Source organism: Pseudonocardia sp. (assembly GCF_050250275.1).
Classification (GTDB): Bacteria; Actinomycetota; Actinomycetes; order Mycobacteriales; family Pseudonocardiaceae; genus Pseudonocardia.
The window spans coordinates 21923-40413 of the sequence record NZ_JBFWOY010000017.1; the positions used below are offsets into that span (position 1 = coordinate 21923).

20 protein-coding genes and 1 tRNA gene are annotated in these 18491 nt (G+C 72.8%); 6 read left to right on the forward strand and 15 right to left on the reverse strand.

From position 1 onward, the window contains the following. Positions 1 to 148: 148 nt before the first annotated feature. Complete coding sequence (locus AB7F12_RS16515) at positions 149 to 1270, forward strand: alpha/beta hydrolase family protein (protein ID WP_428497972.1); 1122 nt, start codon at positions 149 to 151, stop codon at positions 1268 to 1270. 25 nt (positions 1271 to 1295) lie between these two features. Here the strand turns inward: AB7F12_RS16515 and AB7F12_RS16520 are convergent, their stop codons facing one another. Further along, entirely contained in the window at positions 1296 to 1721 is a 426-nt protein-coding gene (locus AB7F12_RS16520) for a hypothetical protein (RefSeq protein WP_428497971.1), read from the reverse strand. Between the two features lie 59 nt (positions 1722 to 1780). Here AB7F12_RS16520 and AB7F12_RS16525 point away from each other — a divergent pair, with 59 nt between their 5' ends. Together AB7F12_RS16525 and AB7F12_RS16530 are read left to right on the forward strand one after the other, a co-directional pair. Beyond that, positions 1781 to 2320, forward strand: a complete 540-nt coding sequence (locus AB7F12_RS16525) for a peptidylprolyl isomerase (protein WP_428497970.1) — start codon at positions 1781 to 1783, stop codon at positions 2318 to 2320. Between the two features lie 85 nt (positions 2321 to 2405). After that, positions 2406 to 3209 (forward strand): rhomboid family intramembrane serine protease, encoded by an 804-nt coding sequence (locus AB7F12_RS16530; RefSeq protein WP_428497969.1) that lies wholly within the window; start codon positions 2406 to 2408, stop codon positions 3207 to 3209. A 65-nt stretch (positions 3210 to 3274) separates the two neighbouring features. Here the strand turns inward: AB7F12_RS16530 and AB7F12_RS16535 are convergent, their stop codons facing one another. From AB7F12_RS16535 to AB7F12_RS16585, 11 genes are all read right to left on the reverse strand, one after another. Then, positions 3275 to 3745, reverse strand: coding sequence for a PH domain-containing protein (locus tag AB7F12_RS16535; RefSeq protein WP_428516613.1), 471 nt, complete (start codon positions 3743 to 3745; stop codon positions 3275 to 3277). An 82-nt stretch (positions 3746 to 3827) separates the two neighbouring features. Next, the gene (gene crgA, locus AB7F12_RS16540) at positions 3828 to 4085 is read right to left on the reverse strand and encodes a cell division protein CrgA (RefSeq protein ID WP_428497967.1); all 258 of its coding nucleotides are present in this window, start codon (positions 4083 to 4085) and stop codon (positions 3828 to 3830) included. A gap of 135 nt (positions 4086 to 4220) precedes the next feature. Continuing rightward, positions 4221 to 4859: an aminodeoxychorismate/anthranilate synthase component II gene (locus AB7F12_RS16545; RefSeq protein WP_428497966.1), complete on the reverse strand. Its 639-nt coding sequence runs from the start codon at positions 4857 to 4859 to the stop codon at positions 4221 to 4223. Between the two features lies 1 nt (position 4860). Beyond that, positions 4861 to 6771, reverse strand: coding sequence for a Stk1 family PASTA domain-containing Ser/Thr kinase (gene pknB / locus AB7F12_RS16550; protein WP_428497965.1), 1911 nt, complete (start codon positions 6769 to 6771; stop codon positions 4861 to 4863). A gap of 108 nt (positions 6772 to 6879) precedes the next feature. Next, positions 6880 to 7485 (reverse strand): hypothetical protein, encoded by a 606-nt coding sequence (locus AB7F12_RS16555; RefSeq protein ID WP_428516615.1) that lies wholly within the window; start codon positions 7483 to 7485, stop codon positions 6880 to 6882. Between the two features lie 401 nt (positions 7486 to 7886). Continuing rightward, positions 7887 to 8858, reverse strand: coding sequence for a serine/threonine-protein kinase (locus tag AB7F12_RS16560; protein WP_428497963.1), 972 nt, complete (start codon positions 8856 to 8858; stop codon positions 7887 to 7889). After that, positions 8855 to 10318 (reverse strand): peptidoglycan D,D-transpeptidase FtsI family protein, encoded by a 1464-nt coding sequence (locus AB7F12_RS16565; protein WP_428497962.1) that lies wholly within the window; start codon positions 10316 to 10318, stop codon positions 8855 to 8857. Before AB7F12_RS16565 ends, AB7F12_RS16560 begins: the two co-directional genes overlap by 4 nt. Further along, positions 10315 to 11781, reverse strand: coding sequence for an FtsW/RodA/SpoVE family cell cycle protein (locus AB7F12_RS16570; protein WP_428497961.1), 1467 nt, complete (start codon positions 11779 to 11781; stop codon positions 10315 to 10317). Before AB7F12_RS16570 ends, AB7F12_RS16565 begins: the two co-directional genes overlap by 4 nt. Then, positions 11781 to 13172 (reverse strand): PP2C family protein-serine/threonine phosphatase, encoded by a 1392-nt coding sequence (locus AB7F12_RS16575; protein ID WP_428497960.1) that lies wholly within the window; start codon positions 13170 to 13172, stop codon positions 11781 to 11783. Before AB7F12_RS16575 ends, AB7F12_RS16570 begins: the two co-directional genes overlap by 1 nt. Positions 13173 to 13287: 115 nt before the next feature. Beyond that, a complete protein-coding gene (locus AB7F12_RS16580) occupies positions 13288 to 13746 on the reverse strand; it encodes an FHA domain-containing protein FhaB/FipA (RefSeq protein WP_098956915.1) in 459 nt (152 codons plus the stop codon). A 100-nt stretch (positions 13747 to 13846) separates the two neighbouring features. After that, complete coding sequence (locus tag AB7F12_RS16585) at positions 13847 to 14935, reverse strand: DUF3662 and FHA domain-containing protein (RefSeq protein ID WP_428497959.1); 1089 nt, start codon at positions 14933 to 14935, stop codon at positions 13847 to 13849. A 175-nt stretch (positions 14936 to 15110) separates the two neighbouring features. Between AB7F12_RS16585 and AB7F12_RS16590 the strand changes: the two genes are divergently transcribed. After that, positions 15111 to 15196 (forward strand) — tRNA-Leu (locus AB7F12_RS16590). 14 nt (positions 15197 to 15210) lie between these two features. On the opposite strand, the gene AB7F12_RS16595 is transcribed toward AB7F12_RS16590, so the two are convergent. After that, the gene (locus tag AB7F12_RS16595) at positions 15211 to 15834 is read right to left on the reverse strand and encodes a uridine kinase (RefSeq protein WP_428497958.1); all 624 of its coding nucleotides are present in this window, start codon (positions 15832 to 15834) and stop codon (positions 15211 to 15213) included. 13 nt (positions 15835 to 15847) lie between these two features. Beyond that, positions 15848 to 16099: a DUF2630 family protein gene (locus AB7F12_RS16600; protein ID WP_428497957.1), complete on the reverse strand. Its 252-nt coding sequence runs from the start codon at positions 16097 to 16099 to the stop codon at positions 15848 to 15850. Positions 16100 to 16199: 100 nt separating this feature from the next. Between AB7F12_RS16600 and AB7F12_RS16605 the strand changes: the two genes are divergently transcribed. Further along, on the forward strand, positions 16200 to 16760 hold the full coding sequence (locus AB7F12_RS16605) for a carboxymuconolactone decarboxylase family protein (RefSeq protein ID WP_428497956.1): 561 nt from the start codon (positions 16200 to 16202) through the stop codon (positions 16758 to 16760). Positions 16761 to 16811: 51 nt separating this feature from the next. Next, positions 16812 to 17600, forward strand: coding sequence for an IclR family transcriptional regulator (locus AB7F12_RS16610; protein WP_428497955.1), 789 nt, complete (start codon positions 16812 to 16814; stop codon positions 17598 to 17600). Here the strand turns inward: AB7F12_RS16610 and AB7F12_RS16615 are convergent. Next, positions 17597 to 18448 carry an LLM class F420-dependent oxidoreductase gene (locus tag AB7F12_RS16615; protein WP_428497954.1) on the reverse strand — a complete coding sequence of 284 codons (852 nt, stop codon included), beginning with the start codon at positions 18446 to 18448 and terminating at the stop codon, positions 17597 to 17599. The two genes, AB7F12_RS16610 and AB7F12_RS16615, sit on opposite strands and share 4 nt — an antisense overlap. Positions 18449 to 18491 lie beyond the last annotated feature (43 nt).

An 18491-nucleotide genomic window follows, 5' to 3' on the forward strand; every position in this document is an offset into this window, starting at 1 on the left:
ACGGTTGTCCCGGCAAGTTGGTTTTCACCCGTTCCGGTGGTCGTGAAAGCGCAGGTAGGAGCGTTTTCACCGGTCCGTATGACTGTGTGCGCCTTGACCTTCGGCGTTCCATGCGACCGTTCGGAGCCGACTGCGCCATCATCGGGGTGTGCGGGGGAACGGATGGCTGCGGGCCGGGATCGCCGGTGTCGGTGCGGGACTGGGCGCCGGAGTGCTCGGCGTCGGCTGGTTCTACTCCAGCCTCCTGCTCGACACGCGGCAGAAGCTCGTGCTGCCCGAACAGGTACTCGACGCCGGCGACGGCACCGTCACGCTGCGCCGGTCACGACTCGTCGAGCAGCCCGGGGTGTGGGGGCTGCGCTGGACCGACGGGCTCGCCGTCATGGGGCCGGTGCTGCGCACCGAACGCGACACCGTCGTCCGGGCCCTCGACGACGGGCCCGTCCCGGCGCCCGGCACGGCCGCGGTCGTCGACACCGGGCCCTACGACCCCGACCCGGGTGCCCGCGGCCTGGCGTTCACCGAGGTCGCCGTCCCCACTCCGCTCGGACCCGCGCCCGCCTGGTCGGTCCCCGCCGCCCGCCCCGACGCCCCCTGGATCGTGCACGTCCACGGCCGCGGCGGCGCCCGTCGCGAAGCGCTGCGCATCCTGCCCGCGCTGCACCGCGCCGGGTGGTCGCAGCTCGTCATCTCCTACCGCAACGACGACGTCGCCCCACCCAGCCCCGATGGCCACTACCACCTGGGCGACACCGAGTGGGAAGACCTCGAGGCCGCCGTCCGCCACCTGGTCGCGGGTGGGGCGACGCGGCTGTCGCTGTTCTGCTGGTCCATGGGCGCCGCCATCTCCGGGGCGTTCCTCGACCGGTCCCCGGAAGCCGGGCGCATCGACGCGGCCGTCTGGGACGCGCCGCTGGTCGACTGGCGCGCCACCCTGCGCCAGCAGGCCCGCAACCGCAGGCTGCCACCGGCGCTCACCCCCGTCGCCGCCGGCTGGACCAGCCGCCGCATCGGCATCGACTTCGACCGGTTCGCCCTTCGCGACAGCCCGCCCGCCGTCCGTCCACCGACCTTCATCGTGCACAGCACACCCGACACAGCCGTGCCCGTCACGTCGAGCCGGATGCTGGCGCAGGCCGCACCCGGCATCGGCTGGGACGTCGAGCTCCTCGAGGTACCCGGCGTCGAGCACACGGCATCGTGGAACGCCGACCCGGCACGCTACGAACGCGCCGTCGTCGAGTTCCTCGACGGCGGCCGGCGGCGATGACCGCCGCGGCGACGCCGGACCGTGCTCAGCCCGACGTGTGACCGTTGCGTGCCGCGGCCGACGACGTCGGCGTGGCCGGGGCCGTCTGCGACGCACCCTCATCGCCCGCAGGCGGCGTCCCCGGCACCGCCCGGACCGGCTCGTCGACCAGCTGCGGCCGCCGCGACAACACCGCCCACAGCGACACCGCGACCGCGGCCGCGATCCCGCCGGCGACGACCCATCGCCACTTCCGCGACGGCCGCTCGGGCTCCACGCGGGCAGCCAGCTCGTGCCGGGCGTCGGTGAACGCCTCCGCCGCCACCTCCGCGAGCCGCCGCGCCCCGTCCGCCATCGCGCCGCCGCCCACCTCCACACGGTCGCGCACGTCCGCGAGCACGTCCGACGCCAGCTCGCCGAGCTCCTCGCCGATCGCGGCGAGGTGATCGGGGGCGTTCCTGGTGGTCCTCATGCTCGCCATCATGCTCGACCTGCCTTCCCGCGTGGGCGTCCATTTCCGGTGCTGGCACGATGGGCCATGTGACTGACCCAGGCAACTCGAAGCAGATCGCGACCCTGCGGACGTCCGAGGGCGACATCCGGATCACCCTGTTCCCGGATCACGCCCCCAAGACCGTCGGCAACTTCGTCGGTCTCGCGACGGGCACCAAGGACTACAGCCAGCCCAACGCCAGCGGCGGCGACAGCGGACCGTTCTACGACGGCTCCGTCTTCCACCGCGTGATCAGCGGCTTCATGATCCAGGGCGGCGACCCCACCGGCACCGGCCGCGGCGGCCCCGGCTACCAGTTCGGCGACGAGTTCCACCCCGAGCTCCAGTTCGACCGGCCCTACCTGCTCGCGATGGCCAACGCCGGCCCCGGCACCAACGGCTCGCAGTTCTTCATCACCGTCGGCCCGACCCCGCACCTCAACCGTCGCCACACGATCTTCGGTGAGGTGGCCGACGCCGAGTCCCGCGCCGTCGTCGACGCCATCGCCACCACCTCCACCGACCGCTCGGACCGCCCGCTCACCGCGGTCGTCATCCAGAGCATCGACGTCAGCTGAGAGCCGGAGCGCCTCCGACGTGACCGACCCCGCAGGCCCTCCGCACGACCGGTCCGGCCCAGCGCCGGGCGCACCTGCTCCCGCGGTGTGCGCCCGGCACCCGGACCGGCCGACCGGTCTGCGGTGCACACGTTGCGACCGGCCGTCCTGCCCGGAGTGCCTGCGGGAGGCGTCGGTCGGCTACCAATGTGTCGACTGCGTCGCGGACGGCCGCCCCGCGGCCCGACGCACCGTCCGACCGGCGGCGCGGGCCTCCCGCGTCCCGGTCGTCACCACGTCGCTGATCGCGGTCAACGTCGTCGTCTTCCTGTTGACGGTCGTCCAGGCCGGCAGCCTCAACCAGAACAGCTCGTCCCCGCTGTTCCGTGACTGGTCCCTCATCCCCGCGGCCGTCGCCGGCGGCGAGTGGTGGCGGGTCGTCACCGCCGGGTTCCTGCACTTCGGCCTCCTGCACCTGCTGTTCAACATGCTCGCGCTGTGGGTCATCGGGCGCGACATGGAAGTCTTCCTCGGCCGCGCCCGGCTCCTCGGCATCTACGTCGTCGCCCTGCTCGGCGGTTCCGCCGCGGCCCTGCTGTTCTACGGGCCGACCGCGCAGGTCGCCGGCGCCTCCGGCGCCGTCTTCGGGCTGATGGGCGGCCTCGCCGTCGTCCTGCGCCGGATGAACATCCCCGCCACGCAGGTCATCGTGGTCATCGGGATCAACATCGTCCTCAGCATCACGCTGCCCGGCGTCTCCCTGATCGGGCACGTCGGGGGCCTCGTCGTCGGCGCCGTCGCGACGGCTGCCGTCGTCTACGCCCCGGCCCGCAACCGCAACGCCCTCCAGGCGGGCGCCCTCGCCCTCCTCGCGGTGCTCGCGATCGTCGTCATGCTCGTCGCCGCCTGACCACCGCCCGCGCGCAACCTCTCTGCTGTGGATCCGGCCCCGGCGAGCAGCGAGGTTGCGGCCGGTCAGTGGCGGGCGGCCATCACGGTGGCGGCGACGTCCACGGGGTCGGCGCCGAGATCGAGGCGGCCGAACACCAGCAGGCGTTCGCCGTCGAGAGCCGCCTCGTCGCGGACGTCGACGCCCAGGAGGTACGTCTCGCGGCCCAGCCTGCGGGCCTGGATGACCCGGACGTCGGTGACGGCCGGCCACGGGTAGGTGCGGCGGTGCAGCAGTCCGCGCACGCCGACGCCTGCCGGTGAGACGGTCAGCCGCGGCCGGGCCCGGCTGCCCCACACGGAGGACACGAAGAGACCGAGCGTGGCGACGGCTGCGAGAAGCGAACCAGTGGGGTCCGAGTGGGTGATGAGCATCATGGTGAGCCAGCACGCTGCGGCGGCTGTGCACAGCCATCCGACCGCCACGAGGCCGGCCGGGGTGCTCCACGAGCGTGCGGGCGGACCGGGGTCGCCACCTGCGTGTTCGCCGTCACACATGATCACGAAGAGTAGTTCTTGTGAGGTTGTCCACAGCGTTCATCCACAGTGTGGACTGCTTACACCGGCGTATTTCCGCTGCTCAGCGCCATCTCATCGTCATCAACAGACCGACTACGATGAGTGAGAATCCGATCAGGAAGTTCCAGGAGCCGAGCGCGGTGAACAGCGCGATCTTGTCGCCGGCAATGTAGTTGACGACCAGCCACGCCAGCCCGATGAGCATCAGCCCGAGCATGACGACCACATAGACCGGACTGGTGGGCCCGGCCTCCTTCACGGCGGCGCGCTGCGCCGGCGGCGTGTAGGTGGTCTTCTTCCGGACCTTCGACTTGGGCATCAAGACCTCACGAGACGGATGTGCGCGTCCGGGGCGGCACGCCCGGGCGTGCCTCCACCGTAACGTGAACCGTCCGTGGCGTGCTCGAACGCCCGATCCGGGGCTGATTCGTGACCGGGCCGCAGCCCGGCGCGGTCAGGACTGCTGTGCGCCCAGGGCGGCGACCTCGGCCGTCAGGTCGGCGACCACCGCTTCCGGCACCGGGTGGCCCGCGGAGCCCATCCAGTTGGCGAGCAGCCGGTGCCCGCCCTCGCTGAGGACCGACTCGGGGTGGAACTGCACACCCTCCAGCGGGGCGTCGCGGTGACGCAGCGCCATGATCACCCCGCCGTCGGTGCGGCCCGTGACCTCCAGTTCCGGAGGAAGCGTCTCGGGGCGGATCGACAGCGAGTGGTAGCGGGTCGCGACGAACGGGTCGGGCAGGTCGCGCAGGACGCCGACCCCGTCGTGGTGCACCAGCGACGTCTTGCCGTGCAGCAGCTCGGGCGCGCGGTCGACGACGCCGCCCCACGAGACGCCGATGGCCTGGTGGCCCAGGCACACCCCGAGCAGGGGCACGTTGCGCTCGGCGCACGCCTTGATGACCTCGACGCTGCGCCCGGCCTCCTCGGGCACGCCGGGGCCCGGGCTGATCAGGACACCGTCGACGTCGTCGAGCTCGTCGAGCTCGACCTCGTCGTTGCGGCGCACCGTGTTCTCGGCACCCAGCTGGGCGAGGTACTGCACCAGGTTGTAGACGAAGCTGTCGTAGTTGTCGACGACGAGGACGCGCACGTCAGCGGCTCCCGAGAAGTCGGCCGACGCCGAGCACGACCTGCTGGTCCTTGTCGACGGTCGACCCGGCGCGTGGATTCTGTGCCACGACCTTGCCGTCCTGCGAGGCGTCGGTGACCGTCACGTTCTGCTGGCTGAGCCGTGTCAGGCCGGCCTGCTGGGCTGCGGCCTGGGCGGTCTGGACGTCCATGCCGGTGAAGTCGGGCACCTGGACCTGGCCGCTGTCGGAGCCGCTCATCGTGAGCGTCACCGTGGTGCCCTTGGCGACCTTGGTGCCCGCCGACGGGTTGGTGCTCGCGACGGTGGCGTTGTTGCCGGTGTCGCCGGAGACCTTCACCTGGAACCCGGCCTGCTCGAGCGTGTTGGTCGCGGCGTCGGCGCTCTGGCCGGTGACGTCGGGGACCGACACGGTGGACTGCGCCTTGCCGACGACGACGTTGACGGCGCTGCCGCCGGGCGCGTTGGCGCCGGCCTGGGGGTCGGAGGAGATGATCCGCCCGACGTCGGAGGAGTTGGTGGTCTCCTGCTCGGTCTGCTTGCCCAGGGTGAGGCCGCGTTCGGTGAGCAGCTGCTGGGCCTGCTCGACCGTCTGCCCGATGAGCGGCGGGACGGCGGCCTGGGCCGGGCCCTTCCCGATGAAGATGGTGACGGTCTTGTTCTCGTCGATCTGGGTGCCGCCGGCGGGGTCGGTCCGGACGACCTTGTTGACCTGGTCGACGGGGGACTCGTCCTGTTGGACGTTGACCTGCAGCCCGGCGGCGACGATCGCGCTGCGGGCGGTGTCCTGCGGCTGGCCGATGACGTTGGGCACCGCGACCTGCTTGACCGAGGGGCTGCCGAGGAACTGGAACGCCACGAAGGCGATGAGTCCGAGCACGACGGCGACGCCGAGGCCGATGGCGACCTTGCGGCCGGTGCCGCTGCCCTGGTCGTCGTCGCGCCAGACGGGGACGGTGCCCGGGGGGATCGTGTGGCGGCCACCGCCGGCGGAGTTCATCCGGCGGGTCGGGCCCGCGTCGGCGGCGAGCAGGGCGGTGCGCTCGTCGTCGCTCATCACGAGCGGCGCCTGCGGTCGCTGCCCGTTGCGGACGCGGATGAGGTCGGACCGCATCTCCGCCGCGGACTGGTAGCGGTTGATCGGGTTCTTGCTCAGCGCCTTGAGGACGATCGCGTCGAGCTCGGGCGGCACGTCGGGGTTGAGCTGCGACGGGTGCCGCGGGTCCTCGCGGACGTGCTGGTAGGCGACGGCGACGGGGGTGTCGCCGGTGAAGGGCGGGTCGCCGGTGAGGAGCTCGAAGAGCACGCAGCCTGCGGCGTAAACGTCGCTGCGCGCGTCGACGGCCTCGCCGCGGGCCTGTTCGGGGGACAGGTACTGGGCGGTGCCGATGACGGCGGCCGTCTGCGTGACGTTCTGCCCCTCGCCCAGTGCGCGGGCGATGCCGAAGTCCATGACCTTCACCGCGCCCTGGGTGTTGATCATGATGTTGGCGGGCTTGACGTCGCGGTGGATGATGTTGTGGCGGTGGCTGAAGTCGAGCGCCGCGCACACGTCGGCCATGACGTCGACGACGCGGGCCTGGTCGATCGGCCCCTGCGTCTTGACGATCTCGCGCAGCGTCTGCCCGTCGACGAACTCCATGACGATGTAGGGCAACGGGCCGAACTCGCTGACCGTCTCGCCCGTGTCGTAGACCGCGACGATCGCCGGGTGGTTGAGTGCCGCGGCGTTCTGCGCCTCGCGCCGGAACCGGAGCTGGAACTGCGGGTCGCGCGCGAGGTCGGCGCGCAGGACCTTGACGGCCACGTCGCGGCCCAGGCGCGTGTCGAGGCCGCGGTGGACCTCGGACATGCCGCCGTAGCCGAGCGTGTCGCCCAGCTCGTAGCGCTCGGACAGCAGGCGGGGGGTGGTCATCGGTGCCGGTTCCTGAGTTGTGTCGGGGGTCGGATCATCATGCCTGGTCGCGCCGCGCGTCGGTCCGCTCGCTCGGCGCGCGGTCGCCGGGCAGCGGGTTCCAGGGGCTCACCGGACATTCTCCGTGACATCGTCCCCGGTCCCTCCGACCCGATGCGCCGTCCAGCCCATCGCGACGCCCTCCTGGCGGGACACGCTACCCGGGGCGAACCCGGACGGCTGGGACATCGCACTCGCCGACCCGATGAGCCGGGGCAGCAGGAGCAGCAGGGTGACGAGCACGGCGACCACCGCGAGCACGACGAACAGCACGACGAACGCGGTGTGGCGGGACCGGGACCGTGGGGCCAGCGAGACGGGTTCGGATCCCGGGGCGCGCGACGGCGTGTCGCCCGGCTCGCGGGCGTCGGCGGACGGGTCCTCCAGCGGCTCGTGGTCGTCGGCCAGCCGGTGGGCGCCCGTGGGGCGGTCGGGTGTGGCGACCGGGCTGCCGGCGGCGAGGCGCACCGACGTCGCCGTGGTCTCGATCGTCGTCTCGACCGACGACTCCGGCGGGACCGGCACCGGCGGGATCGAGGGGGACGACGCGGCCGGCGGCATCGCGGGGACCGACCCGGGCCCCTGGGGAACGACGGGTGCGGCGACGGGTGCGGCGGCGGACACCGGCGACGCGACGGCCCCCAGCGTCCCCGGCGGGACCGAGCCGGGGAACACGGGGGCGGCGGGTGCCGGGGGCGTCGCCGCGTGCCGGGGACCGTCGGAGGGGACGGGCCGGCGCCGAGGGGTGGGACGTGGGTCCTGCCACGCACCGGGTGGCGGGGTGCCGGGCGGGACCAGCGCGTGCGCACCGGTCGGCGGCGGGACGGGGGCAGGGGGCACGGCGGGGGGCGCCGTAGGGGGCACGGCCGGGGGCATCGCAGAGGGCACGGCCGGGGGCACGGCGGCCGGCGCTGCGACGGCAGGCGACTCCGGGGCTGCCGGTGCGTCCGCGGGCGGCGACCAGGCCTCCGCGGCAGGCGTGTCCTCGGCGCGGTGCGCGGCCCGGCCCCGGGCACGCGTCCTCCGGCCCCCCACCGGCGCGCCGTCGTCGGTGCCCCGGCGGCTCGTCGACGCGATCACCTCACGGCTGCGGGCGAGCCGGGACCGCCGGCGCTCGGCGGCCTCCGGCGCGGGCTCCGCGTCAGGTGCGGGCGGGAGCTCGGTACCGGGCAGCTCGACGTCGGCGGGCAGCAGCGACGGCCGCGGCATCGGCTCGCCCCGGCGGACCGCGGCGACGGCGCGGGCCAGCTCGGCGCCGTCGCGGTAGCGGTGCATCGGGTCCTTGACCAGCACCGCCTCGATGAGCAGCCGGACGCTCTCGGGGACGTCGTCGGGCAGCGGGGCGGTGCGTCGCGGACCTGCATCATCGCGACGACGACAGGGTTCTCCGCCCGGAAGGGCCGCTTCCCGGCGAGGCACTCGAAGCCGACGATGCCGAGGGAGTAGACGTCGCCCGCCGGGCCGGCCTCGCCGCCGCTGGCCTGCTCGGGCGCGATGTAGTGGGCGGTGCCCATGACCATGCCGGACCGGGTGACGGGGACGGCGTTGGCGGCCTTGGCGATGCCGAAGTCGGTGAGCTTCACGACGCCGTCCTCGCGCAGGAGGATGTTGCCGGGTTTGACGTCGCGGTGGACGAATCCGCGCTGGTGGGCGGCGTCGAGGGCCCAGGCGGCGTGCTCGAGGACCTCGAGGGTCTCGTCGGCGTCCATGCGGCCGCGACTGATGCGGTTGGACAACGGTTCGCCCCGGACGAGCTCCATGACGAGGTAGGCGGTGCGCCGGTCGCCCATGGTGGCGTCGTCCTCGCCGTAGTCGTGGACGAGCGCGATCCCGGGGTGGTCGAGGGAGGCGACCGTGCGGGCCTCGATGCGGAAGCGGTGCAGGAACTCCTCGTCGCCGGAGAGTTCGGGGCGCAGCACCTTCACGGCGACGGCCCGGTCGAGGCGGGTGTCGGAGGCCTCCCAGACCTCGCCCATGCCGCCGACCGCGATCCGCCGGTCGAGGCGGTAGCGGTCGGCGATGTGGAGGCCGGGGGCGAGCGTGCTCATCGGCCCGCCTTGAGGGCCTCGGCGATGACGGCCCGGCCGATGGGTGCGGCGACGGAGCCGCCGGTGGCCTCGAGGCCACGGTCGCCGCCGTTCTCGACGAGCACGGCGATGGCGACGACGGGCTTGTCGGCGGGTGCGAACGCGACGTACCAGGCGTGCGGCGGGATGTCCTTGCTGCCGAGCTCCGCCGTGCCGGTCTTGGACGCGATCTGTACGCCGCTGATCTTGCCGCCGCCCTGGGTGCGGTTCTCCGAGCCGATCATCAGATCTGTCAACGTCGCGGCGACGCCTGCGGGTACGGCCGATCCGATGCGGTCGGGTTCGGTGGTGTCGACGGTGTCGAGCTCCGGACCCTGGATCTCCTTGATCAGGTAGGGCGCCATGAGCTGGCCCCCGTTGGCGACGGCGGCGGTGATCATGGCGTTCTGCAGCGGGGTGAGCTTGACGTCGAGCTGGCCGATGGCCGACTGCTGCAGGGCGGTGACGGTGGTGATGTTGCCGATGGTCGACGGGGCGACCTTCATCGGGACGGCCAGGTCGGACTGCCCGATCCCGAAGGCGTCGGCCTGGCTGCGCAGCTTGTCGATGCCGACGCTGGTGATCAGCTCGGCGAACGCGGTGTTGCAGGAGCGGGCGAAGGCGTCGCGCAGGGTCGTGGTCGCGCCGGTGCCGCACGGGGTGTGGGCGTAGTTCTCCAGCGTCGTCACGCCGTCGTCCAGGGGGATCTCGGGCTCGGCGGTGAGCACCGTGTCGGGTGTCGAGCCGTTCTGCAGCGCCGCGGCGGTGTCGACGATCTTGAACGTCGAACCGGGTGGCTGCGGCACGCTGATGGCGCGGTTGAGCAGCACCTGTGGTTTGGCGGCGTTGTCGCTGTTCCAGGCGTCCTGGACGGTCTTGTCGTTGTGGCTGGCCAGCGGGTTGGGGTCGAACGACGGCGTCGACACCATCGCGAGGATCGCGCCGGTCCGCGGGTCGAGCGCGACGACGGAGCCGGCGTAGCCCTTCTGGGACAGCTGGTTGTAGGCGACCTGCTGCACCGTCGGCATGACCGTCAGCGAGACGTTCCCGCCGCGCGGGTCCCGGCCGGTGATGAGGTCGGACAGGCGGCGGACGAACAGCCGGTCGTCGGTGCCGTTGAGGACGGAGTCGGCGGCGCCCTCGATGCCGGTGCGCCCGAAGGACAGCGACAGGTAGCCGGTCACCGACGCGAACGCGGGCCCGCCGGGGTACTGGCGTTGGAAGCGCATCCGGTCGTCGGTGGCGACGCTCTGGGCCAGGATCTTGCCGTCGGCGGTGATCTGGCCGCGCTGGCGGGAGTACTCGGCGTAGGCGGTGCGCTGGTTGCGGGGGTCGTTGCGGTAGTCGTCGGCCTTGACGACCTGCACGTAGGTCAGGTTGGCGAACAGCAGCAGGATCATGACCATCACGGAGACGGCGATCTTGCGGACGGGGTTGTTCACGACGGCGTCCCGCGGGACTCGCCGGTGGACAGGTCGGGCCGTTGGACCAGCTCGGTCGCGGCCTGCGCGATGGGCGCCTGCGGCACCGACGGGCGCTGCGGCAGGGGGGCGCGCGCGGCGTTGGAGACCCGCAGCAGCAGCGCGACGAGGGCGTAGTTGGCGACGAGTGACGATCCGCCGTAGGACAGGAACGGCAGTGTCAGGCCCGTCAGCGGGATGAGCTTGGTGACGCCTCCGATGACGACGAACAGCTGCAGCGCCATGACGTAGGACAGCCCGGTGGCGAGGAGCTTGCCGAACGAGTCGCGGACGGCGAGGGCGCTGCGCAGGCCGCGGGTGATGAGCACGAGGTAGACGAGCAGGATCGCGGCGAGCCCGATGAGGCCGAGCTCCTCGCCCAGCGACGACCAGATGAAGTCGCTCTCGGCGAACGGCACGAGATCGGGCCGGCCCGCGCCCAGGCCGGTGCCGCCGACGCCGCCCGTGCCGAGCCCGAACAGGGCCTGGCCGAGCTGGTAGCCGCCGCCCTGGAAGTCGGAGAACGGGTCGAGCCAGATCTGCACGCGCACCCTGACGTGCCCGAACAGGTTGTAGGCCAGCACGGCGCCGCCGATGAAGAACAGCAGGCCGACGATCATCCAGGACACGCGCTCGGTGGCGGCGTAGAGCAGGACGAGCAGGATGCCGAAGAACAGCAGCGACGTGCCGAGGTCGCGTTCGAAGACGAGGACGCCGACCGACAGTCCCCATGCGACGACGAGCGGCGCCAGGTCGCGGGCGCGGGGGAACTCCAGGCCGAGGAAGCGCCGCCCGGCGGTGGAGAAGAGCTCACGTTTCTGGACAAGGAACGCGGAGAAGAAGATGATCAGCAGGATCTTGGCGAACTCGCCGGGCTGGATGCCGATGCCGCCGAACCGGATCCACAGCTTCGCGCCGTTGACCTCGGAGATCGACGACGGGAGGATGCCCGGCAGCGCGAGCAGGATGAGCCCGGCGAACCCTGCGGTGTAGCCGAACCGCGACAGCATCCGGTGGTCGGACACCCGCCACAGGACGACGACGAACAGCGCCAGCCCGATCGCCGTCCACACCACCTGGCGCAGTACCAGCGACCCGGGCGCGTCGTTGCCGAGCTGCGCTGCGCGTGCGGCGTCGGCCAGGTCGAGCCGGTGGATCATCACGAGGCCCAGCCCGTTGAGCAGCGCGACCGACGGGAGGATCAAGGGGTCGGCGTAGGGCGCCCAGCGCCGGACCGCGAAGTGTGCCCCGGCGAACAGGCCCAGGTAGGCGAGCCCGAGCCACAGCAGGGTCGTCGTGAGCTCCTGCTCCTGGTTGGCCTCGACGATCACGAGCGCGCCGGTGACGATCACTGCGGCGAACGCCAGCAGCAACAGCTCGATCCCGCGCCCGGTGGGGAGCGCCGGAGCAGGGGCCCTGCCCTGTACCTGTGGGGGCGCCGCCATCAGTTCCCCGGCCGGCAGGTCAGCCCCGGCACGGGCGTTTCGGTCTGCAGGGTGGTGTCGGGGGTCTGCGGCTCGGGCGGGGTCCCCTGGCCGGGAGGCTGCGCGGCGCTGGTCGGCACACCGGTGGTGCCGGGTTGACCGGTGGTGGGGTCACCGTTGGGGACGGGGGGCGGTGGCGTCGCCGGGGGCGGTGGCGTGCAGATCGGCAGCCGGTTGTCCCGCAGCTTCTGCACGGCGCCCTGGGCGCCGGCGAGCCCGTCGGAGGACACGATCCCGTCCTGGACCCGGTTGCGGTAGTCCTCGGGGAGGTCGGCGAGCGCGATGTCGGTCTGCTGCGCGACGCGCTGCAGCGGGATGCCGAGCGCGCTGCCGTGGACACCCTGGTAGATGACGACGCGGTCGGCCGACGCGGCGACGTAGTACTGCTGCATGACCCACATGCCGCCGAGCAGCACCCCGGCGACGATCACGACGACCGCGGCGGCGATCCCGATGATCAGCCCCTTGCGGCGGCGCCGCGGCGCGGGGGCCGGGGCGGCCTCCACCCGGCGCGGGGCGGTGCGGGGGAGCGTGGTCGCCGATGCGCGGCCGGCCGCCGTGTCGGGGCCAGGCCGGTGGTCGTCGCTGCCGTCGCCCGCGGCGCCGCCGACGATGGGTGCGACGTCGCCGTAGTCGACGTCGACGACGTCGGCCACGATGCAGGTGATGTTGTCGGGCCCGCCGCCGCGCAGCGCGAGGTCGATGAGCCGGTCGGCGCACTCGCGCGGATCGGTGTACTCGGCCAAAGTCTGGGCGAGGGTCTCGTCGCTGACCGGGCCGGACAGCCCGTCGGAGCACAGCAGGAGGCGGTCGCCCGCGCGGGCCTCACGGATCGTCAGCGACGGTTCGACGTCCTGGCCCGTGATCGCCCGCAGCAGCAGCGACCGCTGCGGGTGTGTGTGGGCCTCCTCCTCCGTGATGCGGCCCTCGTCGATCAGCGACTGGACGAACGTGTCGTCCTTCGTGATCTGGGTGAACTCACCGTTGCGGAGCTGGTAGCACCGCGAGTCACCGACGTGCACCATCCCGAGCCGGGAGCCGGCGAACAGGATCGCCGTCAGTGTCGTGCCCATACCTTCGAGGTCGGGGGCGTCGGCGACGTGCCGGGTGATGGCGGCGTTGCCCTGGAACGTGGCGTCGCGCAGGCGGCCGAGCAGGTCGTCGCCGGGGTCGTCCTCGTCGAGCGGTGCGAGTGCCGAGATGACCAGCGAGGACGCGACCTCACCGGCGGCGTGACCGCCCATGCCGTCGGCCAGCGCGAGCAGGCGCGGGCCCGCGTACACCGCGTCCTGGTTGTTCTGCCTGACCAGCCCGCGGTCGCTGCGGGCCGAGTAGCGCAGGACCAGGGTCATCGTTCGACTCCGTCGGCACCATCGGCTCGACCCCACGCGCGGCGACGTACTCGGTCCGGCACGCAGGTCTCGCGGGAACGGCCCGGTACGTCCGGCTCGGCGCGCGGATGTGCCCTCACGAGCGCAACTCGATCACCGTCTTGCCGATGCGGACCGGCACCCCCAGGGGAACCCGGGTGGGTCCGGTGACCTTAGCCCGGTCCAGGTATGTGCCGTTCGTCGACCCGAGGTCTTCGACGTACCAGTCCTCGCCCTGGGGAGCGATCCGCGCATGGCGCGTAGAGGCGTAGTCGTCGTCGAGCTTGAGCGTGGAGTCGTCGGCGCGACCGATGAGGATCGGACGGGAGTCGAGCGTGATCCGGCTCCCGGCGAGCGGCCCCTGCGTGACCAGCAGTTGCCGCGCGACCCGGCCGCGACCCGACCGTCGTGCGGCGCGGGACCCCCCGGGCATGATCGCCCGCAGACCCGATGCCGCGTAGAGGTCCGACCGCACGATGCGCATCGCGAACAGCACGAACAGCCAGAGCAGGGCCAGGAAACCCGCCCTGGTCAGCTGCAGCACCAACTCGGGCACGTGCCGTGGTCTCCGCTTCTGTCCACTCGTCACGCGCCGGTCGGCGCGTGACGACCCGTCACCGCGCCCGTGGACCGGGCGCTCGTCAGCGGGGAGCCCGTCAGCCGTGCGCTCGGAAGACCAGGCTCGAGTGGCCGACCCGGATCATGTCGCCGTCGGCGAGCTGGCAGCTCTGGACCGGGCTGCCGTTGACGGTGGTCCCGTTCGTCGAACCCAGGTCGGACAGCGTGGCGGACTGGCCGTCCCAGCTGATCTCCAGGTGCCGGCGGGAGACACCGGTGTCGGGGAGGCGGAAGTGCGACTCCTGGCCACGGCCGATGACGTGGGTGCCCTCGGTCAGCTGGTAGTTGCGACCCGAGCCGTCCTCGAGGCTGAGCGAGGCCTGCAGCTGCTGGTAGCCGCCGTAGCCCTGCTGGCCGTAGCCCTGGTCGTACCCGCCGCCCTGCTGGTAGCCGCCCTGCTGGTAGCCCTGCTGCTGGTAGCCCTGGTCGTAGCCGCCCTGCTGCTGGCCGTAACCCTGGTCGTACCCGCCGCCCTGCTGGTAGCCGCCCTGCTGGTAGCCCTGCTGCTGGTAACCCTGGTCGTAGCCGCCCTGCTGCTGGCCGTAGCCCTGGTCGTAGCCCGGCTGCTGCTGCTGGTCGTACTGGCCATAGTTCTCGCGGCGCTGGTCATTGCCCTGCGGAGGGGCGTAGGTCTGCTGACCGTAGCCGGGGGCACCACGGTCGTAGCCGTACTGCCCGTTCTCCTCGGGGTGGCCCGGTTGCTGGCTCATGGGTGCTTCTCCTGCGTTGCGTGCCCGGGTGGGTCGACGGGAAGCGTCGGGGTCCACTGACGAGCGGGTGCGGAACTGTCCCGTGTGCAGCGCCTCGGAGCGCTCCAGCAAGACTACGACGTCGCCGTAGGTGTCCCATCCCTGGTCGGCGAGTTGTGCGGTGACGTAGCCGGACAGCGATTCCTCTATCCGGCCTTCGTCGCCGGCCATGCGTTCGAGATCGGACGGCCCGAGCTGCACGACGTACCGGTTGGGCGCGAGGCGACGCCCTCCCGCGAGCTGCTCGATGTTGTCCTCGGCTTCCCTCAGCAGTGCCTGTGCGACCTCTTGCGGGACGACACTGCCTCCGAAGACCCGCGCGAACGCGTCGCCCACCATCCCTTGCAGACGGCGTTCGAATCGCTCGACACGGCCCAACCGTTCTTCCTCCGATCGCATCGGCGTGTTTCGATGTGAGGCCGATCGTAACTGTGCTACCGGCGCCGCGTGGCGCGGCCTCGTGACCGCTCCGTGACCAGCAGGGTGATCGTCGTCGGGGGTACCCCGTGCACGGGTGCCGGAGCGGTGCGTGCTAGCTTTCTCCACGTCGCTCGGGCGAGTGGCGGAATGGCAGACGCGCACGGTTCAGGTCCGTGTGTCCGAAAGGACGTGAGGGTTCAACTCCCTCCTCGCCCACCACGTTCCACCTGCGTCTACCCGCGGATCGCGGGCCGCTCCGGATGATCCGAGAGCACCATCAGATCGGCTCCCTCGCCGGGGTACCACTCCGTCTCGTAGCGCTCGTACGCCGCGGCGGTCCAGGCCAGGTCCGGCGGCAGCCGCCGCTGCAGCGCCGCCGCCGACATCCGCAGGTGCACCGCCACGTCGAACGGAAGTCCGCGGCCCAGCAGCAGCGCTCCCGCCACCAGCACGACGGCGGCGTCGCCCAGCTCGAGGTAGCCGTCGCGGAACGCCCGGTCGCGGGCGGCGTCGTGGAAGCGGCGCAGCACCCGGCCCGACCCCGCGGGACCGGCGGGGTCGAGCAGCTCACGGCGCAGCGCGCCTTCGTCGAGCCAGCCGTCGAGGTACATGTCCGGGTCGGTGCGGCCGTACTCCAGCCGGACCGACGCAGGGCGCAGCCAGTCGCCGGCGTCGACCACCAGCGGGGGCCTGCCCGCGCCCCGCAGCACGTCGGCGGCCAGCTCGGCGAGACCCAGCGGATCTGTGGGCGGTGGTCCGTCGACGACGAGCCGCACCCGCCCGTCCCGTTCCAGAGCCGACTCGGCGATCCGCGCGGCGAGAGCGTCGCGCGTCGTCGGGGTGATCGCGGCGCTCACGGCTGCGCCCGGGCTACTGCTGGTAGCCCTCGACGACCCGCGCCGACCGCTCCTCGGCGTCCTCCACGGGCAGCCCGGCGCTGCGCCGCGCCGCCCGCTGACGCAGCAGGTCCCACAGCCGGTCCAGCTCCACGGCGAGCCCGTCGAGCCGCGCCTTCTCGTCGCCGTCGAGCGCCTTGCCGACGTGCGCGCGTTCCAGCCGGTGTTCCTCCTCGACGAGCTCGTTGATCTGGTGGCGCAGCGTGGCGTCCGGGTCCTGGCTCACGACTCGTCCTCTCGTCGACATCCGGGATCACGATAGGCCGCACCGCTCGCGCCCGCGTCGGCGATGCTGGGTACCCCGATCCACGACCGAGGGAGACAGTGTGTCCCGCCTGACCGGGCTGCGGCCCGCCGACATGGACGACGAGCAGCGCGACCTCTACGACCGCATCGTCGGCTCCCGCCGCGGGCCGGGCACGGGCGGCGCCGCACCCGTCGTCGACGACGACGGCGCCCTGCGCGGGCCGTTCGACGCCATGCTGCGCGCCCCCGGCATCGGCGACGCCCTGCAGAACCTGGGCGCCGGCATCCGCTTCCGCGGCGCACTCTCCGGCCGCGAGCGGGAGCTGGCGATCCTCGTCGTCGCCGCGCACTGGCGGTCCGCGTTCGAACAGCAGGCCCACGAGGCGGCGGGCCGCGCCGCGGGGCTCACCGAGGACGAGCTCGCCGCCCTCCGCGACGGCGCCGACCCCGCACTCGACGACGCCCGCGAGGCGGTCCTGCTCGCCACTGTCCGCTCCCTGGCCGTGGACGGCGACCTCGACGACACCGCGTACACCGCCGCGGTCGACGCCCTCGGCGAGCCGGGCCTGTTCGAACTGACCACGCTCGTCGGCTACTACGCCACGCTCGCCCTGCAGATGCGGGTGTTCCGGGTCGGGTGACCCCCGATCGGCGCAATGCGCCCGCCGCCGGTCTGTTCGAGACTGTCACCCGTGGCACGTGAGGAGGCGAGCGCGGGGAGCTCGGTGCTCCGTGCTCTCCGCGTCGTCGACGCCGTCGCCGCCGCGGGCGACGGCGTCACCGCCAAGGCCATCGCGCGGCGGCTCGGCAGCCCCCTGCCCACCATCTACCGCGTCCTAGCGACCCTCGTGGAGGAGGGCTACCTCGTCCGCATGCAGGACGTCCGCGGCTACGGGCTCGGCTACCGGGTCGCGGCGCTGCACCGGGTCCTGACGGCGCAGGTCGCCCCACAGCCGGCCGTCGTCGCGATCCTCCAGGAACTGCACTCCGAGGCGCGCGCCGCCGCCTACCTGGCGACGTTCCGCGACGTCGACGTCGTCGTCTCGCACGTCGAACAGTGCGGCGCCCACCCCGGTCCCGGCCTGCGGGCGGGGGAGCCGGTGCCCGCGCACGCCACCGCGGGCGGCAAGGTGCTGCTCGCGAGCCTCGACGCGGGGCGGCTCACGGTCGTCGTCGCGCACGGCGGGCTGGACCGCAGCACCCGTCGCACGCTGTCGGAACGTCGGGCGCTCGACCGCGAGCTGATGCGGATCCGGTCCGCGGGTGTCGCCGTCGAGGTCGAGGAGCACGAGCGCGGCGTCGCCGGCATCGCCGTCCCCGTCCGGGGACCCGGCGGCGACACGGCCGCGGCGATCGGCGTCGTCGTCGCCCGGTCGGACTTCGCGGCACGACGCTGGGACCTGGAGGACGCCGTCCGCGTCGCCGCCGTGCGCGCGTCGCGGGCGCTGGTCGTCGCCCCGGGCGCGGCGCACGTCCCCTAGCCGGCCCCGGAGAGCGTGCGCAGCTCGTCGAGCTCGCGCAGGACCGCGTCGCGGGCGCCGGGTCCCTTCTGGTCGGTCAGCTCGAACAGCACCCGGTCGACGCCCGCCTGCCGGTAGGACTCCATCGCCTCCGCCTTGCGCGCCGCCCCGTACATCGACACCGGGATGTGCCCGCGCCCGGCGTCGGCGGCGCGACGTTGCAGCTCCTCGACACGCTTCGCGAAAGCGGTCAGCTCCGACACCGGCACCCGCAACGGCACCCAGCCGTGGCCGTGCGACAGCACCCGGTCCAGCACCGTCGGCCCGCCGCCGCCGATGAGGATCGGCGGCACCCGCGTCGGTTTCGGCCACGACCAGATCGGGCCGAAGTCGACGTGGTCGCCGTGGAACTCGGCCTCGTCCTGCGTCCAGATCGCCGTCATCGCCTCCACGGTCTCCAGCATCCGTGCGGTCCGGGTGCGCGGATCGACGCCGTGGTGGGCCATCTCCTCCTTGTTCCACCCCGGCCCCACACCCAGCTCGAACCGGCCGTTCGCGATCCGGTCGACGCTCGCCACCTGCTTGGCCAGGTTGATCGGATGGTGCTGGTTCACCAGCGACACCGCCGTCCCCAGCACGATCCGTTCCGTCACCGCGGCCATCGCGCCGATCGCGACGAACGGGTCGTAGGTGTGGGCGTAGCGCTCGGGCAGGTCCCCGCCGCCCGGCCAGGGCGACTCCCGCGACGTCGGGATGTGGGTGTGCTCGGTGAGGAACAGCGACTCGAAACCCCGCTCCTCGACGGCCCGCGCCAGGTCGAGGGGGTCGATCCCGTAGTCGGTGAGGAAGATGACGACGCCGGTGTCCACGCCGCGAGCCTTCCACCCAACGGAAGCCGACGCAGTGCCGGAC